At 72.7% G+C, this 17,569-nt stretch carries 14 protein-coding genes; 6 read left to right on the forward strand and 8 right to left on the reverse strand.

The annotated features are described in order from the left end of the window. Positions 1-139: 139 nt before the first annotated feature. Positions 140-2,026 carry a bifunctional metallophosphatase/5'-nucleotidase gene (locus QM782_RS13180; protein WP_415203360.1) on the reverse strand — a complete coding sequence of 629 codons (1,887 nt, stop codon included), beginning with the start codon at positions 2,024-2,026 and terminating at the stop codon, positions 140-142. 91 nt (positions 2,027-2,117) lie between these two features. On the opposite strand from QM782_RS13180, the gene QM782_RS13185 reads away from it, so the two are divergent. From QM782_RS13185 to QM782_RS13195, 3 genes are all read left to right on the forward strand, one after another. Further along, positions 2,118-2,978, forward strand: a complete 861-nt coding sequence (locus QM782_RS13185; protein ID WP_415203361.1) for an alpha/beta fold hydrolase — start codon at positions 2,118-2,120, stop codon at positions 2,976-2,978. A gap of 5 nt (positions 2,979-2,983) precedes the next feature. Then, entirely contained in the window at positions 2,984-3,331 is a 348-nt protein-coding gene (locus QM782_RS13190; RefSeq protein WP_415203362.1) for a DUF2845 domain-containing protein, read from the forward strand. Between the two features lie 126 nt (positions 3,332-3,457). Continuing rightward, positions 3,458-3,658 (forward strand): hypothetical protein, encoded by a 201-nt coding sequence (locus QM782_RS13195; RefSeq protein ID WP_415203363.1) that lies wholly within the window; start codon positions 3,458-3,460, stop codon positions 3,656-3,658. Between the two features lie 89 nt (positions 3,659-3,747). Here QM782_RS13195 and QM782_RS13200 read toward each other — a convergent pair whose 3' ends face one another. Further along, entirely contained in the window at positions 3,748-3,972 is a 225-nt protein-coding gene (locus QM782_RS13200) for a hypothetical protein (protein ID WP_415203364.1), read from the reverse strand. Positions 3,973-4,033: 61 nt separating this feature from the next. Then, the gene (locus tag QM782_RS13205) at positions 4,034-4,603 is read right to left on the reverse strand and encodes a TetR/AcrR family transcriptional regulator (RefSeq protein WP_415203365.1); all 570 of its coding nucleotides are present in this window, start codon (positions 4,601-4,603) and stop codon (positions 4,034-4,036) included. Between the two features lie 89 nt (positions 4,604-4,692). On the opposite strand from QM782_RS13205, the gene QM782_RS13210 reads away from it, so the two are divergent. Together QM782_RS13210 and QM782_RS13215 are read left to right on the forward strand one after the other, a co-directional pair. After that, on the forward strand, positions 4,693-5,709 hold the full coding sequence (locus QM782_RS13210) for an NADP-dependent oxidoreductase (RefSeq protein ID WP_415203366.1): 1,017 nt from the start codon (positions 4,693-4,695) through the stop codon (positions 5,707-5,709). After that, complete coding sequence (locus tag QM782_RS13215; RefSeq protein WP_415203367.1) at positions 5,709-6,149, forward strand: hypothetical protein; 441 nt, start codon at positions 5,709-5,711, stop codon at positions 6,147-6,149. Before QM782_RS13210 ends, QM782_RS13215 begins: the two co-directional genes overlap by 1 nt. A gap of 366 nt (positions 6,150-6,515) precedes the next feature. On the opposite strand, the gene QM782_RS13220 is transcribed toward QM782_RS13215, so the two are convergent. The 5 genes from QM782_RS13220 to QM782_RS13240 form a co-directional block, all read right to left on the reverse strand. Continuing rightward, positions 6,516-10,421 (reverse strand): amino acid adenylation domain-containing protein, encoded by a 3,906-nt coding sequence (locus QM782_RS13220; RefSeq protein ID WP_415203368.1) that lies wholly within the window; start codon positions 10,419-10,421, stop codon positions 6,516-6,518. Between the two features lie 712 nt (positions 10,422-11,133). Continuing rightward, positions 11,134-11,376, reverse strand: a complete 243-nt coding sequence (locus QM782_RS13225; protein WP_415203369.1) for a phosphopantetheine-binding protein — start codon at positions 11,374-11,376, stop codon at positions 11,134-11,136. Beyond that, positions 11,369-13,027, reverse strand: coding sequence for a (2,3-dihydroxybenzoyl)adenylate synthase (locus QM782_RS13230; RefSeq protein WP_415203370.1), 1,659 nt, complete (start codon positions 13,025-13,027; stop codon positions 11,369-11,371). The genes QM782_RS13225 and QM782_RS13230 overlap by 8 nt, the downstream gene beginning before the upstream one ends. Positions 13,028-13,029: 2 nt before the next feature. Then, positions 13,030-14,253, reverse strand: coding sequence for an MFS transporter (locus QM782_RS13235; protein WP_415203371.1), 1,224 nt, complete (start codon positions 14,251-14,253; stop codon positions 13,030-13,032). After that, entirely contained in the window at positions 14,250-15,146 is an 897-nt protein-coding gene (locus tag QM782_RS13240) for an alpha/beta hydrolase (protein WP_415203372.1), read from the reverse strand. Before QM782_RS13240 ends, QM782_RS13235 begins: the two co-directional genes overlap by 4 nt. Before the next feature lie 232 nt (positions 15,147-15,378). Here QM782_RS13240 and QM782_RS13245 point away from each other — a divergent pair, with 232 nt between their 5' ends. Then, positions 15,379-17,514, forward strand: coding sequence for a TonB-dependent receptor (locus QM782_RS13245; RefSeq protein ID WP_415203373.1), 2,136 nt, complete (start codon positions 15,379-15,381; stop codon positions 17,512-17,514). Positions 17,515-17,569 lie beyond the last annotated feature (55 nt).

The following is a 17,569-nucleotide window of genomic DNA, read 5'->3' on the forward strand; positions in this document are numbered from 1 at the left end:
CATCCCGGCGGGCCAGGCGGCCGTGGGGCAGGCCCTGCCGGCGGCATCCATCCGCGGGGCGGGCGCGGCCAGACATCGCTGGACGTGCCCCCTCGCGCAGCGAAAAGGGGGAGCGGCGAAGCGGCTCGGGGAATGTTGCCTAGGGGTTCGGGCCGGTGAACGACTTGGTGCTGTACAGGTCGTGCGGCAGCCGGCCCAGCACGGGCAGGCCGGTCGTGGCGTCCTTGGCCAAGCCTTCAATGTAGCTGAAGAACGCGTCGGCGTCGAGCGCGCCGATGTCCAGGCGGCGCGCGGCCGGCACGGCGGCCAGCGTCCGGTAGCCGTCGCCGCCCGTGGCGTTGAAGCTCAGCACGAACAGCCTGTAGGTCCTGGCCGGGTCCAGCGCCACCCAGTCGCCGGTGGCGCTGTCGCGGACCTCGATGCCGCCGACGCGGTTGCCGAAGCCGGCCGGCACGTTCACGTCGAAGCGCAGGCCGCCGGTGTAGGGGTAGGGGCCGCTCGTGCCACCGGTGCCGAAGACGGCTTCCAGGCCGTCCTCCAGCATGCTCTTGACCTCCTGGCCCGTCACCTCCAGGCGGAACAGCATGTTGCCGAAGGGCAGCACCTGGATCGCCTGCGCCGCCGTCACCGTGCCCCGCAGCGGGATGCGCACGCCGCCGCCGCTCTGCAGCGTGATGTCGGCGCCGCCGTAGTGCGCGTTCGCGACCTCCAGGTAGGCCTGGGCCACGAGCTGCTGGATGTCGCCGCCGCGCACGCTCACGCTGCCCTCGGCGTTGCAGTCCGCGCCGGAGCGGCCGTAGTCGACCGAGCCCGGTCCGCCCGGCACGCGGCGCGAGCACAGTTCGACCGGCGCCACCGCCACCTGGGTTCGGTTGAACACCGCCACCCTGTCCTTGAACGGCTGCAGCACGGCCGTGGCCGCGGCCTGCGGCGCCGTCACGCGCAGGAAGCCCGTGGCCGCGACGCTGGCCGCGATGGCCGTGCGCTGGGCCTCGGTGGCGGCCTGGCCGCCCACGGTGTAGTCGTCGCCGATCAGCACGTGCGGCGTGCCGCTGCAGTGGGTGACCTCGCCCTTGGCGTCGAAGCGGACCTTGAGCTCGCCGACCACCTGCGCGTATTCCCAGGCCTGGACCAGGCAGACGTTCCTGCCGTCCCTGTCCACCAGGCGCGTGGGGTAGGCGCCGCCGGGCGTGCCCACGCCGGTCGTGGCGAGTGCCTCCGGGCCCAGCAGCGTGTGCGAATCGCCGCCCACGACCACGTCCACGCCCGACAGCCTGGCGACGACCTGCTGGTCGTACTGGTAGCCGATGTGGCTCATGACGATGATCTTGTCGATGCCTTGCGCGCGCAGCCTGTCGATCTCGCGCTGCGCGGCCACGGCCTCGTCCTCGAAGGTGGTGTCGGCATCGGGGCTGGACGAGGCCTTGGTCTTGCCGGCGATGGTCAGGCCGACCAGGCCGATCTTCTGGCCGCCGCGCTCGAGCACGGCGGACGGGCGCACGAGGCCCGGGGCGCGGCTCGCGTTCAGGGCCGAGCCAGCGCCGAACCGGACGTTGGCGCTCAGCACCGGCGTCTTGCAGCTGCCCGCGTGCAGAAGGTCCAGGAAGCCCTTGAGGCCGCCGTCGCCCTTGTCGAATTCGTGGTTGCCCAGCGTGAAGGCGTCGAAGCAGACGGTGTTCATCATCGCCGCATCGGCCTCGCCGTCGGCGCCCGCGCGGTTGAAGTACAGCGTGCCCGTCAGCGCGTCGCCGGCGTGCAGCTTGAGCACGTTGGGCGACTGCGCGGCCAGCGCGGCGATGGCGGCCGCCACGCGCGGGAAGCCGCCGGCGTCCACCGCCACGTCCTCGGGCGTGGCGCCGCCGGCCGGCAGCTTGAGCGTCTTGCTCCGGCTCTCCAGCGTGGAGTGGTGGTCGTTGATGTGCAGGATGGTCAGCTCCAGCGGCTGGCCGTCGTCGCCGGAACCGCCGCAGCCCGCCACCAGGGCCGCCACCGCCATGGCCGTCAGGCCCTTGCGCCACATCGTCATCGAAGCTCCATACCGTTGCAACAGGGAAGCCGGCATGCTCGCGAGCCAGGGTGACAGGGACATGAAAAGCCGCCGGCGGTATAAGTTGGCGATGTCGTCCGTCCTTCCCGATCCGATCCCGCGGCTGCTGGCCGCGGCCCAGCCGTTGCAGACGCTGTGCGGCGACGGCCACATCCAGTGGCACCGCTGGGGCCCGGCCGACGCCGGGCCGGCCGGCCCGGTCGTGCTGCTGCACGGCGGCAGCGGCAGCTGGACCCACTGGGTGCGCAACATCGATGCGCTGGCCGCGGCCGGCCGCCAGGTGCTGGTGCCCGACCTGCCGGGCTTCGGCGACTCGGCGCGCCCGCCCGGCGGCGGCGATGCCGACGCCGTGGCGCAGGCGCTGGAGCAGGGCTTCGCCGACCTGCTGGGCGGGCAGCGCTGCGACCTCGTGGGCTTCTCGTTCGGCGGCCTCACGGCCGGGCTGCTGGCCGCCGCGCATCCGGCGCGCGCGGCGCGGCTGGTGCTGGTCGGCGCGCCGGCCATGGGCGTGTCCGATTCCGGCGCCGTCGTGCTGCGCGGCTGGCGCCACCTGTCCGACCCGGCCGCGCGCGCGGCCGTGCACCGCCACAACCTGGGCGTGCTGATGCTGCACCGGCCCGAGGCCATCGACGCGCTGGCCCTGGCGCTGCACGCGGCCAACGTCGGGCGCGACCGCCTGCAGCGCCGCCGCCTGTCGCGCACCGAGGCGCTGAAGCAGGCGCTGCGGCAACTGCACTGCCCGGTCCGGGCGATCTACGGCCGCGAGGACGTGCTGTACCGCGGGCGCATGGACGCGCTGGCCGCCGCCTTCGCGCAGGAGCCGGGTTTCCGGGGCCTGGCGCTGATCGACGGCGCCGGGCACTGGGTCCAGTACGAGCAGCCCGCGGTATTCGACGCGGCACTGGCCGCCGCCCTGACCGACGAGGAGTGAGCCCCATGCCCTGCACCATCCCCGCGCGCTGGCGCGCCGCCGTCCTCGGCCTGCTGTGCGCTGCGGCCGGCGCCGCCCAGGCCCAGACGCAGACACTGCGCTGCGGCCGCGACTTCGCGCAGTACGGCGACACCAAGTCCATCGTCGAGGCCAAGTGCGGCGCGCCGGCCGCGCGCGACAGCTTCTGCAAGCCGGTCGGCGTGGCGCCGAACACCTTCGGCGGGGCGCAGCAGGCCACCGTGTGCGAGCCGGTCGAGGAGTGGACCTACCGGCCCGGCACCGGCCAGTTCATCACGATCCTGCAGTTCCGCGAAGGCGTGCTGCACGACATCCGCTACGGCCCGCGGATGTAGCGGCGCCGCGGAACCTGTCGCGAAGCTGTCGGCGCCGGCGCCGGGGTCAACTCCTCCCCCCGGCTGCGCCGTTGTGGAGCGGCATCGGCGCACCGCGCCGAGCATCAACCCGATGGAGTTCCGACCATGAAGAAGCTGCTGACCGTTCTCGCCGCCACCACGCTGTTCGCCGCCGGCGCGATGGCTGCCGACACGCCGGCGTCCGACGCCACCGCGGCCCCCGCCGCGGCCGCCCCGGCGCCCGCCCCGCACGCCGCCAAGAAGGCCAAGGCCAAGCACACGACCCACGCCAAGAAGGGGGCCAAGAAGAAGGCCAGCGCGGCCTGAACACCGCTGCCCCTGCACGAGCCCGGCGCTGCCGGGCTTTTTTGTTTCGCAATGACCTCGGCCTGGCGCGGTGCCGGTCAGTGCGTCGTTCATGCGCTGGGATGGGCATGCACTGGTTGCCGAGCATGCGCCGAAGGCGGGCCCTGCGTCATCGGCCGGGTGTTCATCTCGGGTTCGAGCTCGCCGTACGAATGATCGTGGCGAAGACCCACGGGCCTGCGGACGATCGGCGCGATGTCCGCCAGTGCCGCTTTCGGCTGCGCGTTCAGCTGCCCACCTCTCAGGCCCATGGGCGGGTTTTCGCCCGGCTTCATCCGGTGCTCGCGGGCTGTCGAGAGCTTGGGCCTGCTCACTGCCGCACCTTCGGCATGAGCTTCATGCCGAATCGTTCGCACGACTGCGATCCACAAGGATCGCGCCGACCATCATGTCAAAGAGGTGCTCCGCGCGCGGCACGAGCGGCGGCTGGTCGGCAAGCCATGCCAGCGCGCTGATCAACGAGAACAAATCATTGCCATCCATGTCGGATCGCGCCACGCCTTCTGCCTGGGCACGCAGAAGCAGGCGCGTACCAGCCGCGCGCAAGGTGACGCAGGAGGCATGGAGCGCGGAATCCTCGTCAGAAATCGCAGCCACCATCAAGGCAATGGTGCCGCTGCAGTGGTGCGTCATCGCGACGGCCTCTCGTATCCACGTCACGAGCGCGCTTCCCGCATCGTCTGACCGTTCAAGCTCGTTCGCCCTGTGCGCCGACTCGTCGAAGTGGGTGCGGAGCAGGGCTTCGAGCAGCGCCTCCCGCGTCGGAAAGTGGCGGTACAGCGTGCCGAGTCCCACGCCAGCCTGGCGGGCAACGTCGCGCAGCGACGCATCGGCACCTTGTTCGGCAAGAACGCGGTGTGCGACCGCAAGGAGGTGGTCGTAGTTCTTCTTGGCGTCGGCTCGCATGGGTTTCCTTGACAAACGGATCACTGCTCCGTATATTCGGATCACTGTTCCGTTCAGCATACCGCATTCCCTCTGAAGGAGAAATCACGATGACCAGGACGATGAAGGCCGTTCAACAGCACGAGTTCGGTGGCCCGGACGTACTGCGCTACGAGGATGCACCGATGCCCGAGCTGCGGCCCGGGGAAGTGCGCGTGCGCGTGCATGCGGTCGGGCTCAACCCTCCCGACTGGTACTTGCGCGAGGGCTACAAGATGCTGCCGCCGCAGTGGCAGCCGCAGGTGTCCTTCCCCCTCATTCTCGGCACGGACGTGTCGGGAGTGATCGAGGCGGTCGCCGATGACGTCGAGGGCTTCTCCGTCGGTGACGAGGTGTATTCGATGGTCCGCTTTCCCACCGGCCTGGCCGGGGGCAGCCGGGCCTATGCCGAGTACGTCAGCGTGCCGGCATCGGAAGTGGCGATCAAGCCAGCCGGCATTGACCATGCGCATGCCGCCGCAGCACCGATGTCGCTGCTCACCGCATGGCAGTTCCTGATCGAGTTGGGGCACGACGTGCAAAACCCGCTCCAGCCCGACAGGCACGAGCCCGTGCCGCTCGAGGGCAAGACCGTCCTGGTCAACGGGGCTGCGGGTGGCGTGGGGCACTTCGCGCTGCAACTTGCCAAGTGGCAGGGTGCGCGCGTGATCGCGGTGGGTGCCGGCCAGCGTGAAGCGTTCCTGCGCGACCTGGGGGCCGACGAATTCATCGACTACACGAAGACCGCTGCCGAGGATGTCGTCCGTGACGTCGACCTCGTCGTCGACGCCGTGGGTGGCCCGGCCACGGGCCGTTTCTTGCGCACGCTCAAGCGCGGAGGCGCGTTGTTCCCGATCCTCCCCTTGGGGTTCTCCGGCGCCGATGAGGCCGAGAAGCTGGGTGTCACCGTGTCCACAACGCAGGTTCGGTCGAGTGGCGCGCAGCTCGCGCAACTTGCCGGCTTGCTCCATGCGGGAACGATTCGCGTCGCCATCGACAGCACGTTCGCGCTGGCGGATGCACGGCAGGCGCATGAACGAGCGGCCCGCGGACATACCCGAGGGAAGATCGCACTCACGGTCCGGTGATGGCCAAGGAGAAGGAAGTGACCCCTACCTCGAAGATTCGCCACGGCACGGCGGAGTGGTTCCGGATGGTCGGGACGCTGATGTCCGAAGCCGCTTCGCAGGCTGGGCTTGCGCCGGAACTCACCCTGTCGTTCGTGGAGCGCTACACCGACGGGGCCGAATTGTCCGACGGCCTTGTTCAAGGCATTCGCTTCGACATCGTCCAAGGCAAGCCGTCGTTCCGGATCGGCGCGCGGCGGGACGAGCGGGCGGACATCACGGTCGAGGTAACGGCCGCGGCGGCGCGGCAGCTCAATGTGTTGCGCAGCGCCGATGCGAAGTTTCCGGCCACTCGCGGCCGCATGCTGAGCACGGGCGAACTGAAGGTGGACGGTGATCTTTCCAGAATGGGGAAATGGATGGAGGACGTGCATGACCCAATCGTCGATCGCACCGGGTAGCACGCGGATGCATGGATGTCGCGCGTGCCGCCGCGGACGACCTACCGGCTGCGGCCGCGGGGGAGCCGTCCGACGTGCCGGCTCGGTTCATGGAGCGCGTGCGGGCCCTTGAGCCGCCATCGTCCAATCTTGCTGTGTCAATTGTTGAGTCTCATGCGTGAACGCCCACAGCACGGGCATTGGCGCATTCGGGAGATGGGTTCATACGCCAGTTCGTGGCGCAAAGCCGGTATCGAGGCCACCTTCGGCCCATGACTTCTCCTCTCGATGGCGATGGGGGCGCCGCAGTCGGCATGGCGGGGCTGGAACTGGATGGATGCCTCCCGCCGCCGCAGGCCGAAAGCCGCCTGCAAGCGCAGGCGGGCGCTAGGTGCCCTGCATGCGCGCCGCCAGCATCGGCGCGATCAGCGCGGTGGCCTCGGGGCCGGTCATCTGCGCGTGCAGCAGCGGCACCTCCAGCGCCTCCACGCGCTCGGCGTAGTCGCGCCAGCGCGCGGCCTGCAGCTGCGGCTTGCCGGCGTGGTCGCGCGCGGCGCGCACGTGGACGAGCGTGCCGGCCATGCGGCGGTGGTGGTGCTGGCGGATCAGCCGGTTCGTGTCGGTCACGACGCGCACCACGCCTTCCAGCGCGGCGGCGGGCAGGTTGCCGAGCGCGGTGTCGCCGGCCTGCAGGAAGGCGATGACCTTCTCGCGCGTGTCCAGCTCGGGGTGGCCCTCGGGGTCGTGGCCGGCGATGGCCAGCAGCGCGCGCAGCGCCTGCAGCGGCGTGGGCTCGGGCTCGCCGCGCCAGCAGTCGGCCGGGTAGGCGTCCAGCAGCGCGACCAGGCCGACCTGGCGGCCGCGCTGCTGCAGCGCCACGGCCATGGCCTGGGCGATGATGCCGCCGACCGACCAGCCGGCCAGGTGCAGCGTGCCCTCGGGCTGCAGCGCGTCGACGCGCGCGGCGTATTCCTCGGCCAGGGCGTCGATGCCGGCCGGCAGCGGCTGCTCCGGCGCCAGCGCCGGCGACTGCAGGCCCCAGACGCTGCGGCCCGCGCCGCCCTGGGCGATGGCGCGCGCCAGCAGCCGGTAGCCCCAGGCGATGCCGCCGGCCGGATGCACGACGAACAGCGGCGCCAGCGCCGGGTTGCCGGCGGCCAGCCGGATCAGCGGCTTCAGGCCGCTGTCGAAGCGCACCTGCTCGCTGTCGATCGCGGCGGCCAGCGCGGCCACGGTGGGCGCCTCGAACAGCGTGCCGAGGCCGGGGTCGCGGTGCCAGCGCTCCTCGATCTGCAGCAGGAGCTGCACGGCCGACAGCGAGTCGCCGCCGAGGCTGAAGAAGTCCGCTTCCGCGCCCACCGGCGTGCCGGCCGGCAGGCGCAGCAGTTCGGCGAACAGCGCGGCCACGGCCTGCTCGGTGGCGGTCTGCGGCGCGCGGCCGGCCGGCGCGCCGGTGTCCCGGCGCGGCGCCGGCAGGGCCTTGCGGTCGAGCTTGCCGTTGGCCGTGACGGGCCAGTCCGACAGCGCCACGATCGCGGCCGGCAGCATGTAGTCCGGCACGCGCGCGGCCAGGCGCCGGCGCAGCGCCTCGGGCTCGGCATCGGCGCCGGCGGCCGGCTGCACGTAGGCGACCAGGCGCTTTTCGCCGCCGGCGTCCTCGCGCAGCATGACCTCGGCGCGTGCGACCAGGCCGGTGGCGTGCAGCGCGGCCTCGATCTCGCCGAGCTCGATGCGCAGGCCGCGCAGCTTGACCTGGTGGTCGCTGCGGCCGAGGAAGACCACGGCGCCGTCTTCCGGCCGCCAGCGCGCCAGGTCGCCGGTCTTGTAGAGGCGCTCGCCGGGGCGGTGCGGGTCGGGCAGGAAGCGCTCGGCCGTCAGGTCGTCGCGGCCCAGGTAGCCGCGCGCGAGCTGCACGCCGCCCAGGTACAGGTCGCCGGCCACGCCGGGCGGCAGCGGGCGCATGCGCGCGTCGAGCACGTACAGCCGCGTGTTCCAGACCGGGTGGCCGATCGGCACCGGGCGGCTGTGGTCGTCGGCGCCTGCCGCCCAGTAGCTCACGTCCACGGCGGCCTCGGTCGGGCCGTACAGGTTGTGCAGCTCGCTCGCGAGCGTGGCGTGCAGCCGGTCGCGCAGCGGTGCCGGCAGCTCCTCTCCGCTGCAGAAGATGCGCCGCAGCGCCAGCCCGCGCGCGGCCGGGTGCGCCAGGAAGGCCGCCAGCATCGAGGGCACGAAGTGGCAGGTGGTGATGCGCTGTTCGCGCAGGAGGCGGGCCAGCCAGGCCGGGTCGCGGTGCGCCTCGGGCGGCGCGATGACCAGCGTGGCGCCGGCCAGCAGCGGCAGGAAGAATTCCCAGACCGAGACGTCGAAGGTGGCCGGCGTCTTCTGCAGGATGCGCTCGTCCGGGCCGAAGCCGTAGTGCTGGCGCATCCATTCGAGCCGGTTGACGATGGCCTGGTGCTCGATGAGCACGCCCTTGGGCTCGCCGGTGGAGCCGGAGGTGTAGATCACGTAGGCCGCATCGCGGGGCGCCGGCGGCGCGTCGAGCGCGGCGTCGGCATCGCGCGGCCAGGCGTGCGGATGCAGGCGGGGCAGGGCGCTCGGCAAGCGGGCGGTGTCTTCCTCGCGCACCAGCGCGCAGGCCGGCTGCGCCAGCTGCACCACGCGCGCCAGGCGTTCGGGCGGGTGCGCCAGGTCCAGCGGCAGGTAGGCGCCGCCGGCGCGCAGCACCGCCACCAGCGCGACCAGCAGCTCCAGCGAACGCGGCAGCGCCACGGCGACCAGCCGGTCGCGGCCCACGCCGCGGGCCCGCAGCGCCAGCGCCAGTGCGCGGCTGCGGCGCTCCAGCGTGGCGTAGCTCAGCGTGGCGCCTTCGAATTCCAGCGCGGTGGCGTCGGGCCGCGCGGCCATCTGCGCCTCGATCAGCGCGGCCAGCGTGGTGGCGGGCACGGGGTGGTCGGTGGCGTTCAGCGCGAACAGGTGGCGCTGCGCCTCGGCGGGGCTGGCCAGCGGCACGTCGTCGATGGCGCCGCCGGCGGCCAGCGTGTCCAGCGCGGCGCGCAGGAAGTGCGGCAGTCGCGCGAGGTGGGCCTCGGCCGCGGCGCGGCTGTACAGCCGCGGGTTGGCCTCCAGTTCGAGTTCCAGCTGCTGCCGGCCGTCGCCGCGGAAGCCCAGGGTCAGGTCGTCGATCGGCCCGGTGCCCAGGATCTCCAGCCGGCTCGCCAGGCCGGGCAGCACCAGCGGCGTGTAGAACGGCTGCACGTTGACCAGCGCGGCGTGCAGCCGGCGCTGGCCGCCCAGCAGGTTCAGGTCGCGCCGCAGCTGCTCGCTGCGGTAGCGGCCGTGGCGGCGCGCGCGCAGCTGCGTCCGCGCGAGCCGTTCGACGAAGTAGGCCAGCGGCTGGCCGGGCGCGGCCTCGACCTGCAGCGGCAGCACGTTCATCGTGGTCGCGCTGGCGCGCGCGGCGGCGCTGCCCAGGCGGCCCATGAAGGGGATGCCGAGCACCGTGGATTCGGCCGCGGCCATGCGCAGGCAGTACAGCGCCGCCAGCGCGGTCAGCAGGTCGGGCCAGCCGAGCTCGCGCTGCGCGGCCGCGGCCAGCAGGTCGGTGCGCAGCGCGGCGGGCAGCGGCGCGGCCAGGCGGTGGCAGCCGTGGTCCGCGAGCGCGCGGCCGGCCGCCAGGCCGGCGACCTCGGGGACGGGCGTGAAGGCCTCGCGCCAGAACGTGCCTTCCTGCGCGCGCCGCGGGCTGGCGCGGTAGGCCTGGTCTTCCTCGACCAGCCGCTCGAAGGGCGCGAGCGGCTGGCGCGCCGGCCCGCCGGCCACGCGTTCGGCATACAGCTCGGCCAGGCGCTGGCTCCACAGCGCCATGCCGTAGCCGTCGCTGGCCAGGTGGTGGGCGCGCTGGTACCAGCAGTGGCGGCCGTCGCCCAGGCGGTACAGGCGCTGGACCGCGAGCGGGTCGCGCGTGGGGTCCAGCGGCGTGTGCATGTCGGCCTGCATGGCGGCGCGCGCGCGGGCCTCGGCGTCGGCATGGGCCGACAGGTCGATGCGTTCCAGGCGCGGACGGCGGTCCGGATCGAGCCGCTGCCGCGGGCCTGCGGGCGTGTCGCGCAGCACGAGCGCCAGCGACTCGCATTCGGCGGCGGCCTGTTCGGCGCAGCGGGCGAAGGCCTCGGCGTCCAGCGGCCCGTCGATCCACAGCGCGTGGCCGCAGTTGAAGGCCGGGTTGTCCGGATCGAGCCGCTGCGCGTACCACAGCCCTTCCTGCGCCTCGGTGAGCGGCCAGTCGGTCATGCCGTCCCTCCAGGAACGAGGGCCGAGCGCAGCGATGGCCCGGATCGCAGGCCGAGCGCAGCGACGGCCCGGATGGATGTCCGCCCCCCGGGGCCCCTGTGCCCACGCCGAGGAGCGCAGCGGCATGGGCGGCGCGCGAGCATCGCGCGCTTCGTGCACTGACTCATCGCATCTGCCTGAGCGGAGTTCGCGCAGCGAACGTAGCGAGTGATGCGATGCGCCCATGCCGCGAGCACCGCAGGTTGCCCGGAGCGCCGTAGGCGCGCAGGGTCGTGGGCACTGGGGTCGCCTTCTCTTTGGTTACTTTCTCTTGGCGAGACAAGAGAAAGTGACTGCGCCGCCGGGCGCACATCCCGGCCCCTGTGCGTGGCACGCACAGATGGAAATTCAGCTGCCGCAGGCGGGGATTTCGCCCCCGCAGGCGACTTCCTTTTCTTGTCTCGCCAAGAAAAGGAAGCAAAAGAAGGCGCCCCCGGTACCTGCGACCCTGCGCGCCTGCGGCGCTCCGGGCAACCTGCGCTGCTCGCCGCCAGCGGGGTCCGTGCAAACTCGCCCTTCGGGCTCAGACATGCACGGCCCTTTTCCCGCTGGCGGCTGCGCTGCTCGGCGCAGGCACAGGGGGAACAGCCACTCGGGCCATCGCTGCGCTCGGCCCTGGGTTGCCTTCGCTGCGCTCGGCCTGGGAGGGGGGCAGTCGAAGTCCGTTCCACCCTCATGCCTGCCCTTGCCGCTGCTGCACCAGCCGCCACCAGCCGTTCAGCGTGGTTTCCGCGCCGATCTCCGACAGGTCCAGCTGCAGGCCGGCTTCGTTCCAGGCCAGCACCAGGTTCAGCAGGCGCATGGAGTCCAGGCCCCAGTCCATCAGGTTGTCGTCCAGGCCGATGGCCTCGGGGTCTTCGCGCAGCATGCGGGCCACGTCGGCGCGCATGCGTTCCAGGGTCAGTGCTTCACTCATGGCGTTGCCTGGCCTGTTCGGCCAGCAGATAGTCGGCGCGCAGCCGTGCGCGCAGTTCCCGGCGGCTGGTCTTGCCGACCGCCGTGGTGTCGAAGGCGTCCACGAACACCACCTGGTCCGGGATCTTGAAGGCGGCCACGCCGCGTGTGCGCATGAAGGCCTTGATCTCGGGCACGCGCGGCCGCGGCTCGCCCTGCGCGATCACGAAGGCGCAGCTGCGCTCGCCCAGGTAGTCGTCGGGGATGGAGACCACCGCCGCGTCGAACACCTGCGGGTGCGCCAGCAGGTGGTCCTCCACCTCCTCGGCCGAGATCTTCTCGCCGGCGCGGTTGATGTGGTCGTTGGCGCGGCCCTGCACGACCAGGTGGCCGCTGGGCTTGCGCAGCACCATGTCGCCGGTGCGGTAGAAGCCGTCGGCGGTGAACGAGCGCGCGTTGGCCGCCGCTTCGTTGTGGTAGCCGCGGATGGTGTAGGGGCCGCGCGTGAGCAGGTAGCCGACCTCGCCGTCGGGCACCGGCTCGCCGTGGTCGTCCACGACCAGCACCTCGTCGTCGGGGCTGATCGGGCGGCCCTGGGTCGTCAGGATGGTGTCCTCGTCGTCGTCCAGCCGCGTGTAGTTGACCAGGCCCTCGGCCATGCCGAACACCTGCTGCAGCTTCACCGGCAGCCCGGCCACGACGCGGCGCGCGGCCTCGGGCGTGAGCTTGGCGCCGCCGACCTGCAGCACGCGCAGGCTGGACAGGTCGTGCGGCGTGCTGGCCGCGGCCTGCGCCCACAGCAGCGCCAGCGGCGGCACCAGGCCCAGGTCGGTCACGCGCTCGCGCGCGACCAGCGGGAAGGCCACGTCCGGCGACGGCGAGGGCGACAGCACCACCGTGCCGCCGGCGTGGAACACGCCGAACGCGCCCGGCGAGCTCATCGGGAAGTTGTGCGCGGCCGGCAGCGCCACGAGGTACACCGTGTCCTCGCGGATGCCGCAGATGGCATTCGACGCGCGGAAGCTGTAGATGTAGTCGTCGTGCGTGCGCGGGATCAGCTTGGACAGGCCGGTGGAGCCGCCCGAGATCTGCAGGAAGGCGACGGACTGCGGGTCCGGGTCGGCCGCGGGCAGCCGCGCCGGGTCGCCTGCCAGCGCGTCCAGCGCGGTGAACTCGGCGGCGTCGCCGTGGATCACGACGTGGCGCAGCGTGGGCAGGTCCGCCAGCGCGCGCAGCGCGCGCGCGAGCTGCCGGTAGTCGTAGCCCTCGTAGCGCTCGACGGCCACGTAGGCCGCGGCCTCGGCCTTGCGCACGAAGTGCGCGATCTCGGTGATGCGGTGCGCGGCCAGCGCGTAGACTGGCACCAGGCCGGCGCGGAACAGGCCGAACACCACGGCGTAGAACGCCGGCGTGTTGCCCAGCTGCACGACCACGCGGTCGCCGCGCGCCAGGCCCAGCGCCAGCAGGCCGGCGGCGATCGTCTCGGCGCGGCGCGCCAGCTCGGCGTAGGTCCAGCGCTCGTCGCCGCCGACCACGGCGGTGCGGTCGGCGAAGCGCTGCGCGCAGCGGCGCAGCATGGCCGGGAAGGTGTCGCCGCGCCAGTAGCCGGCGGCGCGGTAGCGCGCGGCCAGGTCGTCGGGCCAGCGCTGCTGCAGGGGCAGGGTGGGAGTCATCGTCATCGGGTCGGGGCGGCTGCCGGGCGCAGCCGCAGGAAGGCGAACAGGGCCAGCGCCCACAGCCCCGCGCCCACCAGCAGGTAGGGCAGGGCCGGCGCCTGGCGGTACAGCAGCGTGCCGAAGAGGGGGCCGAGCACCATGCCCAGGCCCTGCGCGGCCGACAGCGTGCCGGCGGCCGCGCCCTGCTCGTGCGGCTGCACGGCGTTGGCGGCCATGGCCTGGAAGTTCGGGAAGATCAGGCCCATGCCGAAGGCCATGGTGGCGTAGCAGCCCAGCAGCATGGCCTGCGAGCGCACCGCGGCCACGGCCGCGAAGCCGCAGCCGGCGACCAGCGCGCCGAGCGCGATCCAGCGCGGCAGCGGCACGGTCCGTAGGCGCATCACGAACTGCTGCGACACGATCAGCGCGCAGCCCACGCAGGTCAGCGCCAGGCCGGCCACGCGCGCGCCTTCGGCCACCGGCAGGCCGAGCCGGTCGATCGCGAAGAAGCCGACCAGCACCTGGGCGATGGACACCGAGCCCATGGCCGCGAAGCCGGTCAGCGCGGCCACGCGCAGCCGCGCGTCGAGCAGGCCCATGGGCTTGGCGCCGGGCGGGCGCTGCGCCATGGCCGCGCGCTCGCCGGGCAGGGCGATCCACACCACCGCCAGCGCCAGCACCGGCAGCGTGGCGGCCGCGTACAGCGCCAGTGCCAGGTCGCGGCTGGCCAGCCAGCCGGCCGCGGCCGGCCCCAGCACCAGGCCCAGCGCGTTGGCCGAGCCCAGCCTGGCCATCGCGGCCGGGCGTTCGCGGGGCAGCGTGTGGTCGGCGATCACGGCGGCGGCCGTGGGCGGCACGGCGGCGTAGAAGGCGCCGATCAGCGCGCGCGCGGCGACCAGCAGCGCCAGCGCGGCCAGCGTGCCGAGGTGCTGGCGCAGCGCCAGGTCGATGCCGGCGGCCAGCGCCCAGTACGCCAGCGCGAACGCCGCCAGGCCGATCAGCAGCACCGGCTTGCGCCCGCGCCGGTCGCCCACGCCGCCCCACCAGCGCGCCAGCAGCATCCACAGGATGCCGCCGGTGGTGACGGACAGGCCGGCCACCCATTCGGGCAGGCCGAGCCGGCGCACGATGGGGCCGACCACGGCGACGAAGGCCATCATGGCCATGGTGCCGGTCAGCGCGGCGAACACCAGCGGGCCCATGGGCGGGCGCGGCGCGGCGGTGGATGGAGCGGTGGTGGTCATCGGGCGGCGAATTCCAGCGTCGGCGGGATCGAGGCCGCCCGCATCGGGCCGTGGCCGACGCCCGGGAAGAGGCGGTAGTCCAGCGCCATGCCGGGGCGGCGCGCCTGGCGCTCGGCCAGCTGCGGCAGGGCCGCCTGCAGCACGGCGCGGCGGTGCGCGCGCTCGGCGCGGTCTGGCGCCTGCGCGGCGGTCGTGGCGGGGCCGCCGGCCATCAGCAGCAGCGCCGTGGTGCGGCCGGCCGGCAGCGGCCGCGCCTGCGGCTCGACCGCCAGGAGGGCGCCGTCGTGCCACCACAGCGAGGGATCGGCCGCGGCGTAGCGCGCGAACAGTGCCGGCCGCGTGAACAGCGCGTACAGCGCCAGCAGGCCGCCGTAGGAATGGCCCCACAGCGTGCCGCGGGCCGGATCGCAGGGCACGGCGCGGCGGACCGCGGGCAGCACCCGCCGTTCCAGCAGGTCCAGGAACGGCTCGGCGCCGCCGGCCGGGCGCCGCTGCGCGGCGTCGTCCCAGGCCGGCTGCCCGCCGGGCAGGGGCGGCGTGTAGTCGTAGGCGCGCGCGGCGGCCTCGGCGGCCGGGCCGCCCTCGTAGCCCAGCGCGGCGATGGCCAGCGGCCGGCCGCCGGCCGCCTGCTGCGCCAGCAGCTCGTCGGTCAGCAGCGCGAAGGCGGCGTTGCCGTCGAGCAGCACCAGCAGCGGATGGCCCGCGGCCGGTGGCGCGGCGCGCGGAATCGCCAGCTGGACGCGGTAGCCGCGCTGCCCGTCGGCCGACGCGAGGCCGAAGCGCTCGACGCGGTACGCCGGCCGGGCCGGGACGGCGCTGCCGCAGGCCTGCAGCCCGGCGCCGGCCAGGGCCGCCAAGAGGTGGCGGCGCAACGGATGGAAGGTCGGATGCAACGGAGGAAGGCGTCCTGGCGGCACCGCCAGGACCGTGTCTGGATGCGAATGATTTTTATCGCGGATTCTAGAGCGTGTCGTGCGGGCTGCCATTGGCCTGGGCTGGGGCATGGGTTGTTGCGTGTTGCCGACAGATCGAGGGGCCGATGGCGGCGCGCACAGGGGCAGGGCGGCGATCCGCATGTAGTAATGACAATAATTATCTTTTGCTTTTGTATTCGAGGGTGGACCCATGCACGTACCTTCCGGCCGCACGCTGCGGCTCAACTCCCTGGTGTTGGCGCTGATGGCGGCCGGCGCCGGCTCCGCCGTGATGGCCCAGACGGCCACGGAAGGGGCCGACAAGGCGGCGGCGCTGCCGCAGGTCACCGTGCGCGACAGCTACGAGCGGGAAGACCTGCCCCTGCTGGCGCCGGGCCGCAAGGCGGCCAAGGGCGCGCGCCTGGGCATCCTGGGCGCGACCTCCATCGTCGACGCGCCGGTGCACGTCAATGCCTACACCCGCGAGCTGGCCGAGGACTGGTCGGCGCTGACGCTGCAGGACGTGCTGGAGAACGACTCGGCCGTCGTCTTCACCACCAACAAGAACCACCTGCTGCAGAACTTCAACCTGCGCGGGCTGGACATGGGCGCGATGGACATCGCCACCAACGGCCTGTACGGCATCGCCCCGGCCAACTCGGTGCCGATCGAGATGTTCGAGCGCGTCGAGGTGCTGCGCGGCCCGAACGTGCTGCTGTCGGGCATGCCGCCCAACAACAGCGTGGCGGGCACCGTCAACATGGTGACCAAGCGCGCGCTGGCGCAGCCCACCGCCGACCTGACGCTGACCTACGGCACGCATTCCTACTTCCAGGCCCATGCCGACGTGGGCAAGCGCTTCGGCGCCGAGCAGCGCCTGGGCCTGCGCTTCAACGGCGTCTACGGCAACGGCGAGATGGGGGCCAAGGACGAGAAACAGACCCGCCGCGTCGGCGCGCTGGCGCTGGACTACCTGGGCGACGGCGCCCGCTTCTCGCTGGACCTGTACAGCAGCGTCAACAAGATCGACAACGGCAGCCCGGGCATGTTCAACTTCCTGGGCAACAGCCAGATCCCCGGCGTGGGCTACCTGCTGGACCCGCCCAAGGGCGACACCAACATGTTCCGCGGCACCTACGGCAAGTACGACAACAGCGGCGCGCTGGCCCGCGCCGAGTTCGACTTCACCCGGGACTGGCAGGGCTACTTCGCGCTGGGCGGCTCCGAAGCCGAGGGCAAGGGCCTGCTGTTCGGTACCCGCGCCTTCGTCACCCGTGCGGACGGCACCACGCGCGGCGCGATCTACCACGTGCACACCAAGTCCGAGCGCCGCACCGCGGAGGCGGGCGTGATCGGCAAGTTCGACACCGGCGAGGTGCGCCACCGCCTGCAGTTGTCGGCCAACATCCTCAAGCACAAGGAAGGCACGGTCAACACGGCCTGCAACTACTGCTACACCACCAACATGTACGACCCGGTGGACCCGCCCCTGCCCGCCGCGCCGAACTGGACCGGCTACACCACCAAGAACGACTACCGCTCGTTCGCCGTGGCCGACACCATGGGCTTCGCCGGCGAGAAGGTGCTGCTGACCGTGGGCGGGCGCCACCAGACCGTGAAGATGCCGCTGTCGAGCTACAGCAAGAGCCGCTTCTCGCCGATGGTCGCCGCCGTCGTGCGCCCCTGGGGCGACGGTGTCTCGCTGTTCGGCAACTACACCGAAGGGCTGGAGCCGGGCCAGATCGTGGGCGTGGGCTACGCCAACGCGGGCGAGGCGCTGGCTCCCAAGGTCACCAAGCAGGCCGAGCTGGGCGTGAAGCTGCAGACCGGCGAGCTGACGCACACCTTCAGCGCCTACCAGATCAAGCGCCCCTCGTTCACCGGGGTCGCCCCCGCCCCGCTGGCGGAAGATGGCGAGCAGCGCCTGCGCGGCCTGGAGTGGAGCATGTACGGCCTGCTGACGCAGGACCTGGCGCTGCTGGGCGGCATCACCCACCTCAAGTCCGAGCAGCGCAACGCCGGAAAGGACACCTACGGCACGCCCGAGTGGCGCGCCCGCATCGGCCTGGACTGGCAGACGCCCGTGCAGGGCCTGAAGGTGGGCGGCCGCGTGGTCTACACCGGCGCGCAGTGGGCCGACTCGGGCAACCGCATCCGCGTGCCGTCGTGGAACCGCCTGGACCTGGACGCCGCCTACGCCACCAAGTTTGGCGCCACGCCCGTGCGCTTCAACGCCAGCGTGGAGAACGTGACCGACAAGAAGTACTGGATCGGGCTGTTCGCCGACGGCTTCGTGATGCCCGGCGCGCCGCGCACCTTCAAGCTGTCGGCGACGGTGTCGTTCTGATCCGCGGCCCCAGGCCAGATGTCCCGCCGGGTGCTCGCGTCCGGCAAGGGCCTTC

The sequence above is a fragment of the Pseudorhodoferax sp. genome (genome assembly GCF_047601025.1).
Lineage (GTDB): Bacteria > Pseudomonadota > Gammaproteobacteria > Burkholderiales > Burkholderiaceae_C > Pseudorhodoferax.

Bases quoted from the DNA above. Each gene is read 5' to 3' on its own strand.
- QM782_RS13225 (WP_415203369.1), bottom strand. From the start codon at position 11,376: ATGAGTGAAGCACTGACCCTGGAACGCATGCGCGCCGACGTGGCCCGC.
- QM782_RS13210 (WP_415203366.1), top strand. From the start codon at position 4,693: ATGACCAGGACGATGAAGGCCGTTCAACAGCACGAGTTCGGTGGCCCG.
- QM782_RS13230 (WP_415203370.1), bottom strand. From the start codon at position 13,027: ATGACTCCCACCCTGCCCCTGCAGCAGCGCTGGCCCGACGACCTGGCC.
- QM782_RS13235 (WP_415203371.1), bottom strand. From the start codon at position 14,253: ATGACCACCACCGCTCCATCCACCGCCGCGCCGCGCCCGCCCATGGGC.
- QM782_RS13215 (WP_415203367.1), top strand. From the start codon at position 5,709: ATGGCCAAGGAGAAGGAAGTGACCCCTACCTCGAAGATTCGCCACGGC.
- QM782_RS13195 (WP_415203363.1), top strand. From the start codon at position 3,458: ATGAAGAAGCTGCTGACCGTTCTCGCCGCCACCACGCTGTTCGCCGCC.
- QM782_RS13200 (WP_415203364.1), bottom strand. From the start codon at position 3,972: ATGAAGCCGGGCGAAAACCCGCCCATGGGCCTGAGAGGTGGGCAGCTG.
- QM782_RS13190 (WP_415203362.1), top strand. From the start codon at position 2,984: ATGCCCTGCACCATCCCCGCGCGCTGGCGCGCCGCCGTCCTCGGCCTG.
- QM782_RS13220 (WP_415203368.1), bottom strand. From the start codon at position 10,421: ATGACCGACTGGCCGCTCACCGAGGCGCAGGAAGGGCTGTGGTACGCG.
- QM782_RS13180 (WP_415203360.1), bottom strand. From the start codon at position 2,026: ATGACGATGTGGCGCAAGGGCCTGACGGCCATGGCGGTGGCGGCCCTG.
- QM782_RS13245 (WP_415203373.1), top strand. From the start codon at position 15,379: ATGCACGTACCTTCCGGCCGCACGCTGCGGCTCAACTCCCTGGTGTTG.
- QM782_RS13185 (WP_415203361.1), top strand. From the start codon at position 2,118: ATGTCGTCCGTCCTTCCCGATCCGATCCCGCGGCTGCTGGCCGCGGCC.
- QM782_RS13205 (WP_415203365.1), bottom strand. From the start codon at position 4,603: ATGCGAGCCGACGCCAAGAAGAACTACGACCACCTCCTTGCGGTCGCA.